This window comes from Sphingobium sufflavum, assembly GCF_021403115.1.
In the GTDB taxonomy this organism is placed as follows: Bacteria; Pseudomonadota; Alphaproteobacteria; order Sphingomonadales; family Sphingomonadaceae; genus Sphingobium; species Sphingobium sufflavum.
The window spans coordinates 169,507-184,734 of the sequence record NZ_JAJSSH010000005.1; the positions used below are offsets into that span (position 1 = coordinate 169,507).

Here is a 15,228-nt window from a genome sequence, read left to right on the forward strand (position 1 = left end):
CGCCATGCTGATCCGCAACGCCGACATTCACGGGCGGGGCATCGCCGACCTGCGAATAGCGGGCGACCGCATCGCCGCCATCGGCACGCTGCCCGCCCGTGCCGATGAACCGGTGCTGGAGGCGCGCGGGGGCGCGCTGCTGCCCGGCCTGCACGACCATCATATCCATCTGGCCGCCTTGGCCGCCCGGCGCGACTCGATCCCCTGCGGTCCGCCCGACGTGACGGACGCGGCGATGCTGGCCGACCGTCTCGCTATTCCCGGCACCGGATGGATACGCGGCATCGGCTATCATGAGAGTGTCGCGGGTATGCTGGACCGCGCCCGGCTCGACCGGATGGTCCCCGGCCGCCCGGTGCGTATCCAGCATCGCTCCGGCCGTATGTGGTTCTTCAACTCCGCCGGACTGGAGATCATCCTGTCGGCGGCCGATGCGCCGCCGGGACTCGACCGGGCGACCGGCCGATTGTTCGACGAGGATCGCTGGCTGCGCGCAGCCTTGGGCGGCACCCCGCCGGATTTCGCGGGCGTCAGCGCGGCACTGGCGGCCTTTGGCATCACCGGCATCACCGACATGTCGCCCGCCAACGACCCCGCCATGGCGGCCCATTTCGCCGCGCAACAGGCATCCGGGCATCTGCGCCAGCGCGTCCACCTCGCGGGCACCCTCTCCCTTGTCGAGGCGGCCGCCACCGACCGGCTCACCATCGGCCCGGCCAAGCTGCACCTGCATGAGGCCGACCTGCCCGATTATGACGCGGCGGTCGCCTTCATCGTCGCCGCCCATGCGCAGGGGCGGGGGGTCGCCATCCATTGCGTCTCGGAGACCGAACTGGTGTTCGCGCTGGCCGCGCTGTCGGAGGCCGGTCCCCGCCCCGGCGACCGCATCGAACATGCCTCCATCGCCCCGGACACGGCGATGGCGGAGATGGCGCATATGGGCTTGGCGGTCGTGTCCCAGCCCCATTTCATCGCGGAACGCGGCGATCAGTATCGCGAGATGGTGGAGCCGCAGTCGGTCCCCCACCTCTACCGCCTGCGCGCCTTTCGCGATGCGGGTGTCACGCTGGCCGGGGGGAGCGACGCGCCCTTTGGCGAACCCGATCCATGGACCGCAATGCACGCCGCCGTCAGCCGCCGCACCCGCAACGGCCATGCCATCGGCCCGGACGAGGCGCTCTCCCCCGAACAGGCGCTGGCGCTCTTTCTGGCGGACCCGGCGGACCTGACCCGGCAGCGCGCGGTGGCGGTGGACGCCGCGGCGGACCTCTGCCTGCTCGACCGGCCCTGGGAAGAGGCGCGCACCCGCCTTTCAGCCCGCGATGTCCGCGCCACCATCCTCGGCGGGATCATCCTGAACGATCGCGTCGATCAGGCCCCATGACAGGGCGGTCGCCGCGTCGATCCGCCGGCCGGACAGGATCATCAGCCCGGCCCGCTGCCGCCCGATCCGCCGCGACACCGACACACAGCCGCCCGCGCCGGGCAGCAGGCCCATCGCCAGTTCGGGCAGGTGAAACCAGCTGTTCGCCGTCGCGGTGACGCGCCCGGCAAAGGCCGCCATCTCCAGCCCCGCCCCCACGCACGCCCCCTGCACATGCACGCTCAGCCGCTCGCCACAGGCCGCCAGCAGGGGCGCGGGCAGGGTCGCCATGCGGATGGCATGGGCCACCACCGGATCGCGAGTCGTGCCGAATTCGTCGAGGTCCGCGCCCACGCAGAACGCCTTACCCGCACCGCGCAGCGTCACCGCCCGCACATCGGGGTCGAGCGTCGCGACCAGCAGCGCCTCCCGCAAGGCGTCGCGCAGCGCCCGGTCGATGGCGTTGCGCGACGCCGGACGGTCGATCAGCAGGTCCAGCCGCCCGCCGACCCGCTCCAGCCGCAGCGCGCCCTCTGGCGAAGGCTTCGCCCCTGCCCCTGTCTTTACCCGCGCCCGCGCCGCCAGCCACGCGCCATGCTCCGCCCCGCCCTGAAGCAGGCCATAGGCGATGGATTCCTGCACCAGTGCAGCCTCCACCCCCTGCCCCTCTATCCCGCGCAGCAATTGCACGGTCACTGCCGCCGCGTGCGGATGGGCGGTGATGGACTCGACCAGCGACTCCAGCCGAACCGGCGATTCCAGCACCATGTCCAGCCGATGCGCCAGCGGATGACGCGCATCGCCCACGCCGATCAGGGGGCAAGGCGGCAGGGGAACAGGCGGGGGGGGAAAGGGCGGCAGGGACTCCACCGATCCTGAGAGGTCGAGCAGCCGCAAAGGCGGCGCGCCATCCCACAATCCGGCGGCCAGCGCGTGCCCATGGATGAAATATCGGTCGCTCGTCACCGCACCAGCCTTAACGCGCCGGGCCACCGCCGCAACCCGATGTCCGCAAAGCCCTGTCCCGGCGCAGGAAACGAGATGCCCTCATTTTCTGTTGACAAGGCCGGGCGCAATAGTGTCTTTTACACACAAAGATAGGGAGAGTCTGAATGGCTGGTACCGCAGCGATGAATAAGGCCAAGATCGCCAAGCGCGTGATCGAGGTACTCGAATTCTTTGACGAGGAACATCGTGAAGCGACGGTGATGGACATCGTGCGCCGTTATAAACGGCCGCAATCCAGCACTTCGGAACTGCTGACCAGTCTGGTCGACCTGGGCCTGTTGTACAAAGACCCGCTGTCCCGCTCCTATACGCTCACCCCGCGCGCCGCGATGCTGGGGTCGCACTTCCAGCCCGCGATCGTGCGCGACGGGCGACTCGCGACGTTGATCGACCGCCTCCACGCCCAGACCGGCCTCGGCCTTGCGCTGTTCGGCATGGTGGGCCTGAATTGCCAGATCTTCACCTGGCGTTCCGGCGCGCGCCGCATCGCCAGCAGCCGCCCCGAAGGCATCACCGGCGGGATGCAGGAACGGCTGACGGACAGCGCGGTCGGCTGGCTCCTCCTCTCCTCCGTGGCCCAGCCGCGCCGCGACGGCATGGTCCGCCGCCTCAACGCGGAAGGCAGCGAGGATCGCAAGTTCGCCTTTGCCGACATGTCCGCCCGCCTCCAATCCTGCGCGGAGCGCGGCTATGCGGTCGGCCCGCTCGGCTATGACAGCACGGCGGACATGTGCGCCGTGCTGTTGCCCGACCAGCCGGACAACCGGCCCATGGCGCTGGCCTTCACCTATGACGCCGCCGACCGGGTCGATACGTCGGCGCTGGTCCAGTGCCTGCAATATGGCGTGCAGCGGTGCGCGGAGACGTCCGGCATCAACAATGCGATGGTCCAGCCCTTTCCCAGCGCCGCCGCCTGATCCTGTCCGCCGCCGCCGGACCCTCCCCATGGGAGAGCGTCCGGGCGGGGCGAATATGGCCTGATCCGCACAATCCGGCGCGTCTTCGGCGCTGCCGTCCATCCCCCGCCGCCCGCTTTTGGCCTAGCCAGAACATAGGACAGGGCATGACCCGTGGGAGAGAGACATGGATACCGGACTGGCTGGCAAGACCGTCATCATCACCGGCGCGACCGCGAATATCGGCCGCGCCATCGCACTGGATTTCGCGGCGGAGGGCGCCCGGCTGCTGCTGGTCGGCCGTGATGCGGAGGCCGGCGCGCGGGTCGTCGCCCTCGCCACGGAACGCGGCGCACAGGCCGCCCTGTTCCTCGCGGCGGACATGACCGATCCCGCCGCCCCCGCCCGCATAGTGGAAGCGGCCGAAACGCTCGGCCCGGTGGAGGTGCTGGTCAACAATGTCGGCGGCAATGTGGGCATGGGCGTGTTCGCCGACTCCGACCCCGCGACCTGGGCCGGCGACATCGACATCAACCTGGGCACCGTGCTGCGCATGACCCATGCGGTCCTGCCCGGCATGATCGCCCGCAAATCCGGCTCCATCGTCAACATGGGGTCGACCGCCGGGATCGTCGGCGATTATATGCTGCCCGTCTATTCCGCCGCCAAGAGCGCGGTGCATGGCTTCACCGTCATCCTCGCCAAGGAACTGGGCCAGCATGGCATCCGCGTGAACTGCGTCGCGCCCTATGGCACCATGTCGGCCGATCCCGACGCCTATAGCAAGGGCAGCCGTTTCAACCGCGAGACCGGCTTCATGATGACCGCCTTTGCGGACGTGCCCGCCGAGGAGAAGAGCAAGCGCGCCCGCAAGCCCGTGCTCGCCCGGCAGGTCGCCATGGCGGAGGAAGTCTCGTCCGCCGTGGTCTATCTCGCCTCGACCGGCGCCAGCTACATGACCGGCCAGATCGTGCAGGTGGATGGCGGTTCGCTCCTCTAGGGCGTGAGGACTTTTCCTTGAATCGTCCTTGCCGGCGCAGCGAGCCGAAGGCGGGCATAGCCCCCATCCATGGGCGCCGCAGTGGATTGCGTCGCTGCGCTCGCACGGACGAGGCGGGTGGATTTAGCGTCATCCCGCTCTGACTGCGCGCCATCGCGGGCGGCGAATGTAGCCGACCGCGACAGGCGCACAATTTGCGACACTTTCGGACAGATGTGACGTGCCCCGGCATCGCCCCGCGACAGGCGGGGCCTAGACCGGCTTCATCGAAATTCAATCGAAGGGGTTATCGACATGACACGGATGCTGATCGCGCTGGCTGCTGCCGCCACCACCATGCTCTCCTTTGCGGCGGTCAACGCCATGACGCCGCGCGCACCGCACGCGCCCCAACCGCGCATCGTCTCCGCCACCGCCGAGGGTCAGCCCATCATTCTGGCCCGCATGGTCGTGCGCGACGGGCCGCAGACGAACTGAGCATCCTTCATGCCGGGGACGTAAAGGCCGTTAACCGCGCCACGCTAAGATCGGCCGCGGGGACCAATGGAAAGGCGCGGATATGAAGATCCTGATTCTGTTGGCGTCGACCGCCACGACCATGGCCTCCTTCGCCACGTTGGGCGCAGCACCGCCGCCCGCGCCCCGGATCATCTCGACCACGGCGGACGGCCAGCCGATCATTTTGGCGCGCATGGTCGTGCGCGACTGACGCGAAGGGCCGAATGGCGCACCGGATCGAATGACGCGGCGGGCCGAAAAAAGGGCGGACATCCCTGCCCGCCCTTTTGCGATTACTTCATGCCGCCGGTCATCCCGGCCCAGCGTTCCGGCGTGCACCAGACATATTCCAGATAATGGCCCAGCGTGTCGCGCGCATCGAGGTACAGGAATTTGAGCTGGTCGCCGCTCTTGCCCTCGATGGCGATCTTCCAGCCTTCCCGGTCCACCTTGGCGCGGAAGCTGTCCCAGTCGTCCACGCGCATGTTGATATGGTGGAACTTCATGCTGTCGTCGTCCGGCAGGTCGTCGGCATAGACGTCGACAAAGCCCTCCACCGGCTCGATCAGCTCATATTGCAGGTCGCCGACCCAGACGAAGGCCAGTTTCTGCTTTGCCTTGCCGGTGCCGCGCGGCGTCCAGATTTCCTGCTCGATCTCGAAGCTGCGGACATCCGCGCCCGCGCCCAGTTTCGTGCGGAACGTCTCCAGCGCCTTCTCGATGTTGCGCGTGATATAGGCGTTCTGGAAATGATAGCCTTCCAACATGATCGTCTCTCCCCTCAGCCTTCGCGGGCCACGTCGTAGCGTGACAGATAGCGGTCGAAGCCCTTCTCCAACTGCCCCAGCGTCAGGCCATATTGTTCCAGCTTATATTCGTGGCGGCCGAACTTGCCCTGCGGGTTCGCGGCCAGCCAGTCGCGCATCGCCTGCTCCGCTTCCGGCGTGAACGCGTCGCCCAGCGCCATGTACAGCGACCGCATCGTCCCGATGGGATCAGTCAGCAGTTCGGCATAATGCACGTCGGCAATGCTGTCCTCGCCATGCCTGTCGCGGAAATCCATGATGCGGTCGGCGTGCAGATAGGCCTGATACTGGCAATTCTCGCCCAGCCATTCATGGTCGATATGGCCCATGAACCCCATGTGGGAGAGGGAGATGATGGAGCAGAAGCTGCCCATGGCGGTAAACGGGTCGCGGTGCGTCCACACCAGCCGCGCATCGGGATAGGCTGCCTTCAGATACTCCAGATACAGCGCATGGCTCGGCATCTTGAGGTTCCAGACGCCGGGGGCGTCCGCCTGTAGCAACTGGAGGAACCGCTTGTGATAATCATAGGCGGAGGTCATGTCCGTGGAGAACAGCCAGTCGCGATAATTGCGCAGCTTGCCCCGCGATTCCAGTTGCAGAGCCTTGAAATCATGGCTCATGAAAAAGATGCACTCATTGGGATAGATCGCGGAATTGCGGTAATATTTGCCCATGTGCGGGTTCGCCGCCAGCATCGCCTTTTCCTGCTCCAGCCGGGCGATGGCGCGCGGGTCGGTCTTGAGCGTCGCGCTGGTCGCGGGCGGCACCGGATCGTCGATTTCCCACGTCAGCGCAGACCGGCGCGCAGGGTCGCAGGCGAGCAGGTTGCTGAGCAGCGTGGTGCCCGTGCGCGGGATGCCGAACACGAACACGGGACGCTCGACCGGGCGATCCAGCACGTCGGGGCGGCTGTCGATATAGGCGGTGGTCTTGAGCCGGCCTTCCAGATTCTGGAGCATCAGCCCCTTGAAACGCTCGACGAAATTATCGGCGGTGCCCAGGCTGTTATAGTCGGCGACGATGACCTCCAGCCCCTCCCGGAAGCTGTCGCTGTCGAACCTGTCCAGACCCGTATTCTTCTGCGCTTCCTCGATCAGCTGATCCACGACCAGTTCGGCCATCCGACATTCCTCCCAAGACGTTGACGGGGTTTACGCCGCGCGTCCCCGGTTTCCTACGGTCTTCTGGGTCCGCAGGCGGGGCGACCGCAATGGCCTTGCCCCTATGCGGACAGCCCAAATGTGGACGTCAGGCCATCAAGCGTGCCCGCATGACTGGCAGCCATGACGGGCCGGCAGGGCGCCTCAGTGCCGCATCCGTTGCAGCACGCGCTGGCGGAACTGACGCGGGGTCAGGCCGGTGGCGCGGCGAAAGGCGTAGGAGAAGCTGGAGGTGGAGGAAAAGCCGATGCTGTAGGCGATCGACTTTACGCTCTCGTCCCGGTCCAGCAGCCGCTTGGCGCTCTCGATCCGGCTTTGCACCACATATTCGCCGATGGAGCAGCCCCGGCTGGCGCGGAAGCCACGGGTCAGTTGCCGCACCGAGATATTGCACAGCGCCGCCAGTTCGGTCAGCGTCGGCGGCTCGCGCACTTCGCGCAACCGCTCGTCGATCAGGCGCAGCCGCCATGCGGCCAGCCCGCCGCTGCACGGCGCATCGACTACCGCCTCGCAATAACGACCCAGTTCGATGGCGAGCTGCCCCGCGATACATTCCACCAGCATGGCGCTGCCCAGCCCCGGATTGCGCGCTTCCTCCGCCAGGCGGCGCAACAGGTGGCGCACGGTGTTGCTGGAAATATCGAGGCTGGCCTCCAGCCGCCGGTCGTTCCAGTCGATGTCGCTGCCCAGCCACTGGTTGATCGCATCACCCCGCAATTCGCAGATGATGGAGCTTTGCACGCCCGCGCCATCCCCCTTCACATGAAAGGCCTCGCCCGGTGGCACCAGGAACATGTCCCCCACCCGTTCGAACCGATGCGGTCCCCAATGGTCGCGATAGCAGGCGCGGGTGTTGATCGGGCGGGGCGTCAGGCACAGATCCAGCCAATAGCCCGACCGCTTCTGCATGATGCAGTTGGACGGGTCGGCCATGGTGAACTGGACCACCTGCGCCGTTGCGATCGGCACGGTGAGTTCGGCCTGCACCGTCATCTCCACGGGCCTTAGAGTATCCATCACCGGCATCGCGTCTCTCCCGCTCCCGTCATCGCTTGCCGTGGGTAGGCTTGCCGTGGATGGGCCTGCCATGGGCCGGCGGGCCGTGGACGGACTGCGATGCACGCTTCATCCCATACAATAGCGCAATCCACCACCGCACCCAACACACTCTGTCCCGCAGTCTATTTTATGGCCTGCCATCTACATTCTGGCGCATTGCGATCCTGCCCGCCGATGACAGTATCGGGCGGCATCGGCGGCGGAACGGCGACCCGATTTCGGCACGGGATGGCCCCGCCCCGTTTTTAGGCCCGCTTTCGATATATGACGGCCCGACGGATATAGAGGATGCTGGCGCAAACCCGGCCGTTCGATAGGAGCCGTACCAAGCCACGAGTTTTTAGGAGGAATAGATGTCCCAGGGACTGTTCGACTGTACCGGTAAAGTCACGCTCGTCACTGGCGGCAATGGCGGGATCGGCCTCGGCTTTGCCAAGGGCGTCGCCAGAATGGGTGGCGACATCGCCATCTGGGCGCGCAACGCGGAGAAGAATGTGGCCGCCAAGGCGGAACTGCTGGAAGCGGGCGCGGGCCGCGTCGAAACCTATCAGGTGGACGTCGGGTCCGAGGATGCCATTCTGGCGGGCTATGACCGCTTCATGAAGGATTTCGGCCGCATCGACTGCGTCTTCGCCAATTCGGGCGGCGCGCCGGGCTATAACTCGGTCTTCGACATTCCCACGGCGGAATGGCACAAATTCCTCGACGTCGCGCTGCATGGTGCCTTCTTCACCCTGCGCGAGGCGGCGCGCCACATGGTCGCGCGCGCCGAAGCCGGGGAGCCGGGCGGCTCGCTGGTCGCCTGCGGCAGCCTGTCGCTGTTCCAGGGCATGGCGGGCAAGCAGAATTACGCCGGGTCGAAGGCCGCCGTCGCCGCCATCATCCGCGGCATGGCCGTGGAGTTCGGCGGGCATGGCATCCGCGCCAATGTCGTCGCCCCCGGCCTCATCATGACCCCGATGATGGGCGGCGAGAAGAATGAGCAGGCGATGGCCCAAATGTTTGGGCCGCAGGTTCCGCTCAAGCGCGTCGGCTATCCGTCCGACTTCGAAGGGATCGGCGCCTATCTGGCCAGCGATGCCTCCTCCTTCCTGACCGGCCAGACGATCATCATCGACGGCGGCGTCATGGTCCGTCCCTGACCGGACCCGACACTCTTCACAAGGAAATCGCCATGCGCATCCTCAACATCCATGACGTCAACGACGTCCGCCTCGACGAGCGCACCGCGCCGGTCGCGGGGGACAGGGACGTGGTCGTGCAGGTCAAGGCCTGCGGCGTCTGCGGCAGCGACCTGACCTACATCAAATATGGCGGCATCATGCGCAAGCCGGGCGGCGTCACGCCGATCGGGCATGAAGCCGCCGGAGAGGTGATCGCGGTCGGCAAGGATGTCGAGGGTATCACCATCGGCCAGCGCGTCGCGATCAACCCGATGAACACGCCCAGCAACATCGGCAGCGGCGGCCCGGAAGGCGCCTTTACCGAGCAGATGCTGGTGCAGGACGCGCGGCTGGGCGACAATCTCCTGCCGCTGCCCGACGATCTTCCCTATGAGATCGCCGCGCTGACCGAGCCGCTGTCCGTCGCCCTGCACGGCGTCAATCGTGGACAGGTGAAGGCGGGGGACAAGGTCGCGGTGTTCGGCTGCGGTCCCATCGGCCTGGGCATGGTCATCTGGCTGGTGGATCGCGGCGCGCATGTCGTCGCGCTCGACCTCGCGCCGGAGCGGCTGGAACGGGCGAAGGCGCTGGGCGCCAACGCAGTCATCAACCCCACGACCGAAAATGTGCGCGAGAAGCTGATCGACTATCATGGCGCGGGCCGCGTGCTGAACCGGGATGCCGTGGGCACCGACGTCTATATCGACGCGGCGGGCGCGCCCAACCTGTTGAGCGATGTGGTGGACATGGCCAAGTTCCAGTCGCGCCTCGTCATCACCGCCGCCCATATGAAGCCGGTGGAGATTAATCTTGGCCGGATGCTGACCACGGAAATGACGATCACCACCGCGGTCGGATACCCCGACGAAATGCCGGTCGTGGTCGCCGCCCTGCCCCGGCTGAAGGACAAGCTGGAGCAGCTCATCAGCCACCGCCTGCCGCTGGGTGATGTGCTGGAGGGCCTGAAGATCGCCGCCACGCCGCAATCCGCCAAGGTCATGATCGAGTGCGACGCATGAGCGCCGACGCCAAGGCTCCACCGCTCGCTTCTCTCGTCCAGGCGGGTGAGGGCCAGACGGACGCCACGCCGATCAACGACCATATCTTCATGGTCAAGGATATATCCAACGCCTATCTGATCACGACGAGCGACGGCGATGTGCTGGTCAACACGGGCATGAATCATAGCGCGGAGAAGAACAAGGCCGTACTGGACAAGGTCCGCACCGGTCCGCTGCGCTATATCTTCCTGACGCAGGCGCATCTGGACCATTTCGGCGGCGTCGCCACGTTGAAGGAAGCGGGCACGCAGACCGTCGCGCAGGCGCGCTTCCCGGAGACATGGCAGTTCTTCGATGACCTGCACGCCTATCTGACCAAGCGGTCGGGCAAGCTGTGGGCGTTCAACCGCAAGGGACCGAACCCGCCACCCTCGCCCGCCGTCGATCTGGACAGAGTGGTGGAGGACCATGAGGCCTTCACCGTCGGCAACCGCAGCTTCGAACTCATCTCGACGCCGGGCGGCGAGTCGCTGTGCGCCTCCGTCGTGTGGATGCCGGGGGAGAAGACGGTGTTCACCGGCAATCTGTTCGGCCCGGTCTGGCTGGCCATGCCCAACCTGACCACGACGCGCGGCGACAAGCCCCGCCTCGTCGTCAACTATCTCGCCTCGCTGGAGCGGGTCCGCGCGCTGGAGCCGGAACTGCTCATCACCGGCCATGGCGAGCCGGTGCGCGGCAAGGAGCAGATCCGAAAGGATCTCGACACGCTCCATGGCGCGGTCAGCTATATCCGCGACCGCACCATCGAGGGGATGAACGCCGGCAAGTCCGTGCATGAGCTGATGCGCGAGATCATCCTGCCCGATCATCTCAAGATCGGTGAGTTCCATGGCACCGTCCGCTGGGCCGTGCGCGCGATCTGGGACGAGCATAGCGGCTGGTTCCACTATGCGGACGGCACCACCGGCCTGTATGGGGTGCCCCGGTCCAGCGTCCACGCCGACATCGTCGCACTGGCCGGAGCGTCCGCCCTTGCGGCAAAAGCCCGCGATCATCTGGTCGCGGGCCGTCCGCTGGAGGCGCTGCACCTCCTCGACATCGCGCTGGACGGGGAACCGGGCAACCGGGACGCGCTGACCGTCAAGAAGGGCGCGCTGGAGAAGTTGCTGGCGGATTCCGGTTCCAGCAACCTGAGCGAGACGATGTGGCTGCGCGCCGAAATCAGTCTGGCGGAAACGGCGCTGAACGGCGATACAGCGGCCTGACATCAGAACAACAGACCGGGAGTGGAGACGAACATGGCCGATTCAGTGGATAAGGACGTACCCCCCTCCCGGTCCCGTCACCTCGTCGCCCCGGAACTGGTCACCGCCATCGACGCCTTCCCCGCGTTCGACCTCAGCGATGCGTTCATCGCGGCGCTGCGGCAGGGGGGACCGATGACGAGCGGCTTCGTGCTGCCGCCCCTGCCCCCCGAACTGGAGCGGGTCGAGCGGCGCGACATCCTGATTCCCGGCTGGGAGGGCGCACCCGATGTGCGCCTGCTGCTGTTCGTACCCCCTGCCGCAACGGCCGCACCGCGCCCGGCCTTCCTCCACATCCATGGCGGCGGCTTCGTGCTGGGCAGCGCGGAGATGAGCGACCAGTCGGGCCGCGCCACCGCGCTGGAGCAGGATTGCATCGTCGCGTCGGTCGACTATCGCCTCGCCCCCGAAACCCGCTGGCCCGGCCCCGTGGACGATTGCTATGCGGCGCTGCGCTGGCTGCACGAGCAGGCGGAAGCGCTGGGCATCGACCCGTCCCGCATCGCCGTGGGCGGCGAGAGCGCGGGCGGTGGCCATGCCGCCGCGCTGGCCATCCTGGCCCGCGACCGGGGCGACTATCCCATCTGCCTCCAGCTTCTCGACCAGCCGATGCTGGACGACCGGACCGGCAGCGGCAGCGATCCCCATCCCTATACCGGCGAGTTCATCTGGACGGCGGAGCGCAACCGCTATGGCTGGGGCGCGCTGCTGGGCATGGAGCCGGGCGGCGACGATGTGCCCGCCGCCGCCGTGCCCGCGCGCACCGCCGACCTCAGCGGTCTGCCGCCCGCCTGCATCACCGTCGGCGCGCTCGACCTCTTCGTCGAGGAAGACATCGACTATGCGCGCCGCCTCCTCCGCGCGGGCGTGCCCACCGAACTGCACATCATGCCCGGCGGCTATCATGGCTTTGGCGCGGCAGGACCGGACGCGCCGCAGGTGGCGGAGGTGATGCGGCAACGCAGCGCCGCCCTCGCCCGCGCCTTTGCCCGACCCTAATTTCAGAATTTATATTTGGAGCAGGATCAATGACCGCACGTTTCGCAGGCAAAATCGCCGTCGTCACCGGGGGCGCCGCCGGGCTGGGCCGCGCCATCGCCCTCGCCTTTGCCCGTGAAGGCGCCGACCTGATCCTGGTGGACATCAACGAGCAGGGCCTGTCCGACACCGCCGCCGAGATCCGGGCGCTGGGCGTCAACGCCGAGACATATCGCGTCGACCTGAGCGTCGAGGCGGAGATCAAGGCGCTGGGCGCGGACATCCTCTCGAAGCATGACAGCGTGGACGTCCTCGTCAACAATGCGGGCCTCGCCTATAACGACATCGCGCGCGGCTTTGCCGACCTCAGCATGGAACGCTGGCTTTATTTCTTCGCGATCAACAGCGTCTCGCCGGTGATCCTCGCCCTCGCCCTGCGCCCCGCGCTGGCCAAGGCGAAGGGCGTCATCATCAACCAGTCGTCCATGGCCGCCAACCAGCCCGCCACCGCCTATGGCATCACCAAGGCGACGCTGAACAGCATGACCTATGCGCTGGCCAACCAGCTGGGCGGCGACGGCATCCGCGCCAATTCGGTGGAGCCGGGCATCATGGAAACCACGGCCAGCCATGACGCGCTGGGCGAGGACAAGATGGTGGCGCTGCGCTCCACACAGCTCATGGCCAATGAAGGCGGCACCGCGGACGACATCGCCAACCTGCATGTCTTCCTCGCCTCGCCGGAGGGGCGCTTCATCAACAATGAGGTCATCAGCTGCGATGGCGGCAACAGGATGCGCGGGTGGCGCTACTGACATGGCGTTCGCAGTAGACCTGACCGGCCGGGTCGCCGTCGTCACCGGCGGCAGCCGGGGCATCGGCCGCGCCATCGTGCGCGGACTGGCGCAGGCGGGCGCAACGGTCGCCATCGCCAGCCGCAAGCTCCCCTCGTGCGAGGAACTGGCGGCGGAGGTCGTGGCGGCGGGCGGACAGGCGTCCGCCCATGCGTTCGACGCGGGCAGCTGGGACGATTGCGATCGCCTGTTCGCGCAGGTGACGGAGCGGTGGGGCGGCGCGAGCATCCTCGTCAACAATGCGGGCAAGTCGCCCGTCTCGCCCTCCTCCGTCGAGACGGATCAGGCCGCCTTTGACCAGATCATCGCGGTCAACCTGCGTTCCGCCTTTCGCCTGTCCGCCCTGTTCGGCGCGCAGATGGTGGAGCAGGACGGCGGCGCGATCATCAACATCAGCTCGACCGGATCGCTGCGCCCCGAACCCTATTTCGCCCCCTATGCGGCGGCCAAGGCGGGCCTCAACATATTGACGCAGAGCTTTGCCAAGGAGTTCGGGCCGAAGGTGCGGGTCAACACCGTCATGCCTGGCCCCTTCCACACCGACGGCACCAAAAGCTGGTCGCGCTCCGACGGTTTCGCGGACCATGCGAAAAAGGCCCAGCCGCTGGGCCGCGGCGGCGAGCCGGAGGAGATTGTCGGCGCGATCCTCTATCTGGTCAGCGACCTGTCCTCCTATGTCACCGGCGCGCAACTGGCCGTCGATGGAGGCCATGCGATTTCGCGGGGGTGATGGTTCTTGCGGGAGGGGAGGGAGCCTAAGGTTCCTCCCTCCCCCTCAACAGTCGCCATTGCGAGCGCAGCGGAGCCATGACGAGGGGGCGATTCTGTAACGCGGGAGGCCGCATCGTATCGGTCTCCCCTGACAACAGCCCTCACCCCAGTCCAAAGAATTTCTCCGCGCATCCCGCGATGATCCAGTCGCGTTCGGCCCTCGGCACGCCCCGGAAATTCTCCTCGATCACCCTGTGGCTGTGCGGGAATGTCGTCTCCGAATGGGGATAGTCGGATGACCACATGATATTCCTGCCCCCCGGATGCCCGCGCAGTTCGACGCCGATGGGGTCGCTGATGAACGACGCATAGACATTCTGGTCGAAGTAGAAGCTGGGCGGGTTGAGGATCTTGCACTCGGTCCAGTACCGCTGCATCTCCCACGTCCGGTCCATGTAATGGGCTGCCCAGGGTATCCAGCCCACCCCGGATTCGATCAGGCCGATCCGCAGCTTGGGGAAACGGTCGAAGACGCCGCCATAGAGCATGATCCCCACCATTTCGAGCATCGCGGGCTTGCCCATCGCGATGTCGGGCAGGAAATTCACCTTGTCCTGAAAGCGGGACACCCGCGCGCCGAGGTGAAAGGTGATCGCCATGTCGAGGTCCACCGCCGCCGCCCAAAAGGGATCGAACTCCGCATCGCGATACTGGCGATTACCCTCCGCATCGCCGGTCAGCGCCTGAAACTGCGAGTCCTTTTTCGTGAACTTGTTGGGCGATTGCGGAAAGGCCGGGATATTGACCGCGACCGCGCCCCGTTCCTTGGCCGCCTTCAGCATCGTCACCGCCTGCGGCACCTCCACCATCGGGATGAAGGCGGCGGCATAGAGCCGCTTCGGGTCCGCCGAGCAGAAATCGGCGCACCAGCGATTATAGGCGTCATAGCTGTCGAGATAGAGTTCGTAATGGGACGTGGCGAGCGGCCCACCGCCAAAGATGATCGCCTTGTCCATCCCGTCCCGGTCCATGTCGAGCAGTCGCTGCGGCGCCATCCATCCGCCCTGCCGCTGGTCGGACAGGCGGCCCTGATTCTTATACTCCTTGCCGGATCGCCCGGCCTGCGACGCCATCAGGTTGATCTTGCGGCGGTTACCCTCGAACACGACATAGTCGAACTCGCCGTCGCTCTCCACGGTCGGCGCGAACGGGCGGAATTCGGGCGAGAGATAGTCCGCCCACATCGTCGGCGGCGGGGTGACATGCACATCCGCATCCACGACATAATCGGCGACGCGCGGCGCCGCCACAATCTCCCGGTTCACGTCCACATCGGCCATCCGGCATCCCTCCATCAGGTGCGCCTTGGGACAGCGCACGGCTTATCTCAGCAGCCTATGGAGCAAGACCCCGGCCAGCAACGC

16 protein-coding genes are annotated in these 15,228 nt (G+C 66.6%); 11 read left to right on the top strand and 5 right to left on the bottom strand.

The genetic code is table 11. From position 1 onward, the window contains the following. Nucleotides 1-4 precede the first annotated feature (4 nt). Nucleotides 5-1,384 carry an amidohydrolase family protein gene (locus LWE61_RS09895; RefSeq protein WP_234149894.1) on the top strand — a complete coding sequence of 460 codons (1,380 nt, stop codon included), beginning with the start codon at nucleotides 5-7 and terminating at the stop codon, nucleotides 1,382-1,384. Here LWE61_RS09895 and LWE61_RS09900 read toward each other — a convergent pair. Further along, entirely contained in the window at nucleotides 1,313-2,329 is a 1,017-nt protein-coding gene (locus LWE61_RS09900) for an enoyl-CoA hydratase/isomerase family protein (RefSeq protein WP_234149895.1), read from the bottom strand. The two genes, LWE61_RS09895 and LWE61_RS09900, sit on opposite strands and share 72 nt — an antisense overlap. Before the next feature lie 146 nt (nucleotides 2,330-2,475). On the opposite strand from LWE61_RS09900, the gene LWE61_RS09905 reads away from it, so the two are divergent. From LWE61_RS09905 to LWE61_RS09920, 4 genes are all read left to right on the top strand, one after another. Beyond that, a complete protein-coding gene (locus LWE61_RS09905) occupies nucleotides 2,476-3,288 on the top strand; it encodes a helix-turn-helix domain-containing protein (RefSeq protein WP_234149896.1) in 813 nt (270 codons plus the stop codon). A 166-nt stretch (nucleotides 3,289-3,454) separates the two neighbouring features. Further along, nucleotides 3,455-4,267 carry an SDR family NAD(P)-dependent oxidoreductase gene (locus LWE61_RS09910; RefSeq protein WP_234149897.1) on the top strand — a complete coding sequence of 271 codons (813 nt, stop codon included), beginning with the start codon at nucleotides 3,455-3,457 and terminating at the stop codon, nucleotides 4,265-4,267. Between the two features lie 294 nt (nucleotides 4,268-4,561). Further along, entirely contained in the window at nucleotides 4,562-4,744 is a 183-nt protein-coding gene (locus tag LWE61_RS09915; protein ID WP_234149898.1) for a hypothetical protein, read from the top strand. An 82-nt stretch (nucleotides 4,745-4,826) separates the two neighbouring features. Continuing rightward, entirely contained in the window at nucleotides 4,827-4,976 is a 150-nt protein-coding gene (locus LWE61_RS09920; RefSeq protein ID WP_234149899.1) for a hypothetical protein, read from the top strand. A gap of 82 nt (nucleotides 4,977-5,058) precedes the next feature. Here the strand turns inward: LWE61_RS09920 and LWE61_RS09925 are convergent, their stop codons facing one another. From LWE61_RS09925 to LWE61_RS09935, 3 genes are all read right to left on the bottom strand, one after another. Continuing rightward, entirely contained in the window at nucleotides 5,059-5,532 is a 474-nt protein-coding gene (locus tag LWE61_RS09925; RefSeq protein WP_234149900.1) for a VOC family protein, read from the bottom strand. A gap of 14 nt (nucleotides 5,533-5,546) precedes the next feature. Beyond that, nucleotides 5,547-6,695: a sulfotransferase family protein gene (locus tag LWE61_RS09930; protein ID WP_234149901.1), complete on the bottom strand. Its 1,149-nt coding sequence runs from the start codon at nucleotides 6,693-6,695 to the stop codon at nucleotides 5,547-5,549. Between the two features lie 183 nt (nucleotides 6,696-6,878). Further along, complete coding sequence (locus LWE61_RS09935) at nucleotides 6,879-7,760, bottom strand: helix-turn-helix domain-containing protein (RefSeq protein ID WP_234149902.1); 882 nt, start codon at nucleotides 7,758-7,760, stop codon at nucleotides 6,879-6,881. 386 nt (nucleotides 7,761-8,146) lie between these two features. On the opposite strand from LWE61_RS09935, the gene LWE61_RS09940 reads away from it, so the two are divergent. From LWE61_RS09940 to LWE61_RS09965, 6 genes are read left to right on the top strand one after another with little or no spacing between them, the layout of a single operon-like run. Next, nucleotides 8,147-8,935: an SDR family NAD(P)-dependent oxidoreductase gene (locus LWE61_RS09940; RefSeq protein ID WP_234149903.1), complete on the top strand. Its 789-nt coding sequence runs from the start codon at nucleotides 8,147-8,149 to the stop codon at nucleotides 8,933-8,935. A 32-nt stretch (nucleotides 8,936-8,967) separates the two neighbouring features. Further along, complete coding sequence (locus LWE61_RS09945; protein ID WP_234149904.1) at nucleotides 8,968-9,975, top strand: zinc-dependent alcohol dehydrogenase; 1,008 nt, start codon at nucleotides 8,968-8,970, stop codon at nucleotides 9,973-9,975. After that, the gene (locus LWE61_RS09950) at nucleotides 9,972-11,222 is read left to right on the top strand and encodes an MBL fold metallo-hydrolase (protein ID WP_234149905.1); all 1,251 of its coding nucleotides are present in this window, start codon (nucleotides 9,972-9,974) and stop codon (nucleotides 11,220-11,222) included. Before LWE61_RS09945 ends, LWE61_RS09950 begins: the two co-directional genes overlap by 4 nt. Nucleotides 11,223-11,255: 33 nt before the next feature. Then, a complete protein-coding gene (locus LWE61_RS09955) occupies nucleotides 11,256-12,260 on the top strand; it encodes an alpha/beta hydrolase (protein ID WP_234149906.1) in 1,005 nt (334 codons plus the stop codon). Nucleotides 12,261-12,289: 29 nt separating this feature from the next. Continuing rightward, entirely contained in the window at nucleotides 12,290-13,054 is a 765-nt protein-coding gene (locus LWE61_RS09960) for an SDR family NAD(P)-dependent oxidoreductase (RefSeq protein ID WP_234149907.1), read from the top strand. Between the two features lies 1 nt (nucleotide 13,055). Further along, on the top strand, nucleotides 13,056-13,823 hold the full coding sequence (locus LWE61_RS09965; protein WP_234149908.1) for an SDR family NAD(P)-dependent oxidoreductase: 768 nt from the start codon (nucleotides 13,056-13,058) through the stop codon (nucleotides 13,821-13,823). A 142-nt stretch (nucleotides 13,824-13,965) separates the two neighbouring features. Here the strand turns inward: LWE61_RS09965 and LWE61_RS09970 are convergent, their stop codons facing one another. Further along, on the bottom strand, nucleotides 13,966-15,183 hold the full coding sequence (locus LWE61_RS09970) for an amidohydrolase family protein (protein ID WP_234149909.1): 1,218 nt from the start codon (nucleotides 15,181-15,183) through the stop codon (nucleotides 13,966-13,968). Nucleotides 15,184-15,228 lie beyond the last annotated feature (45 nt).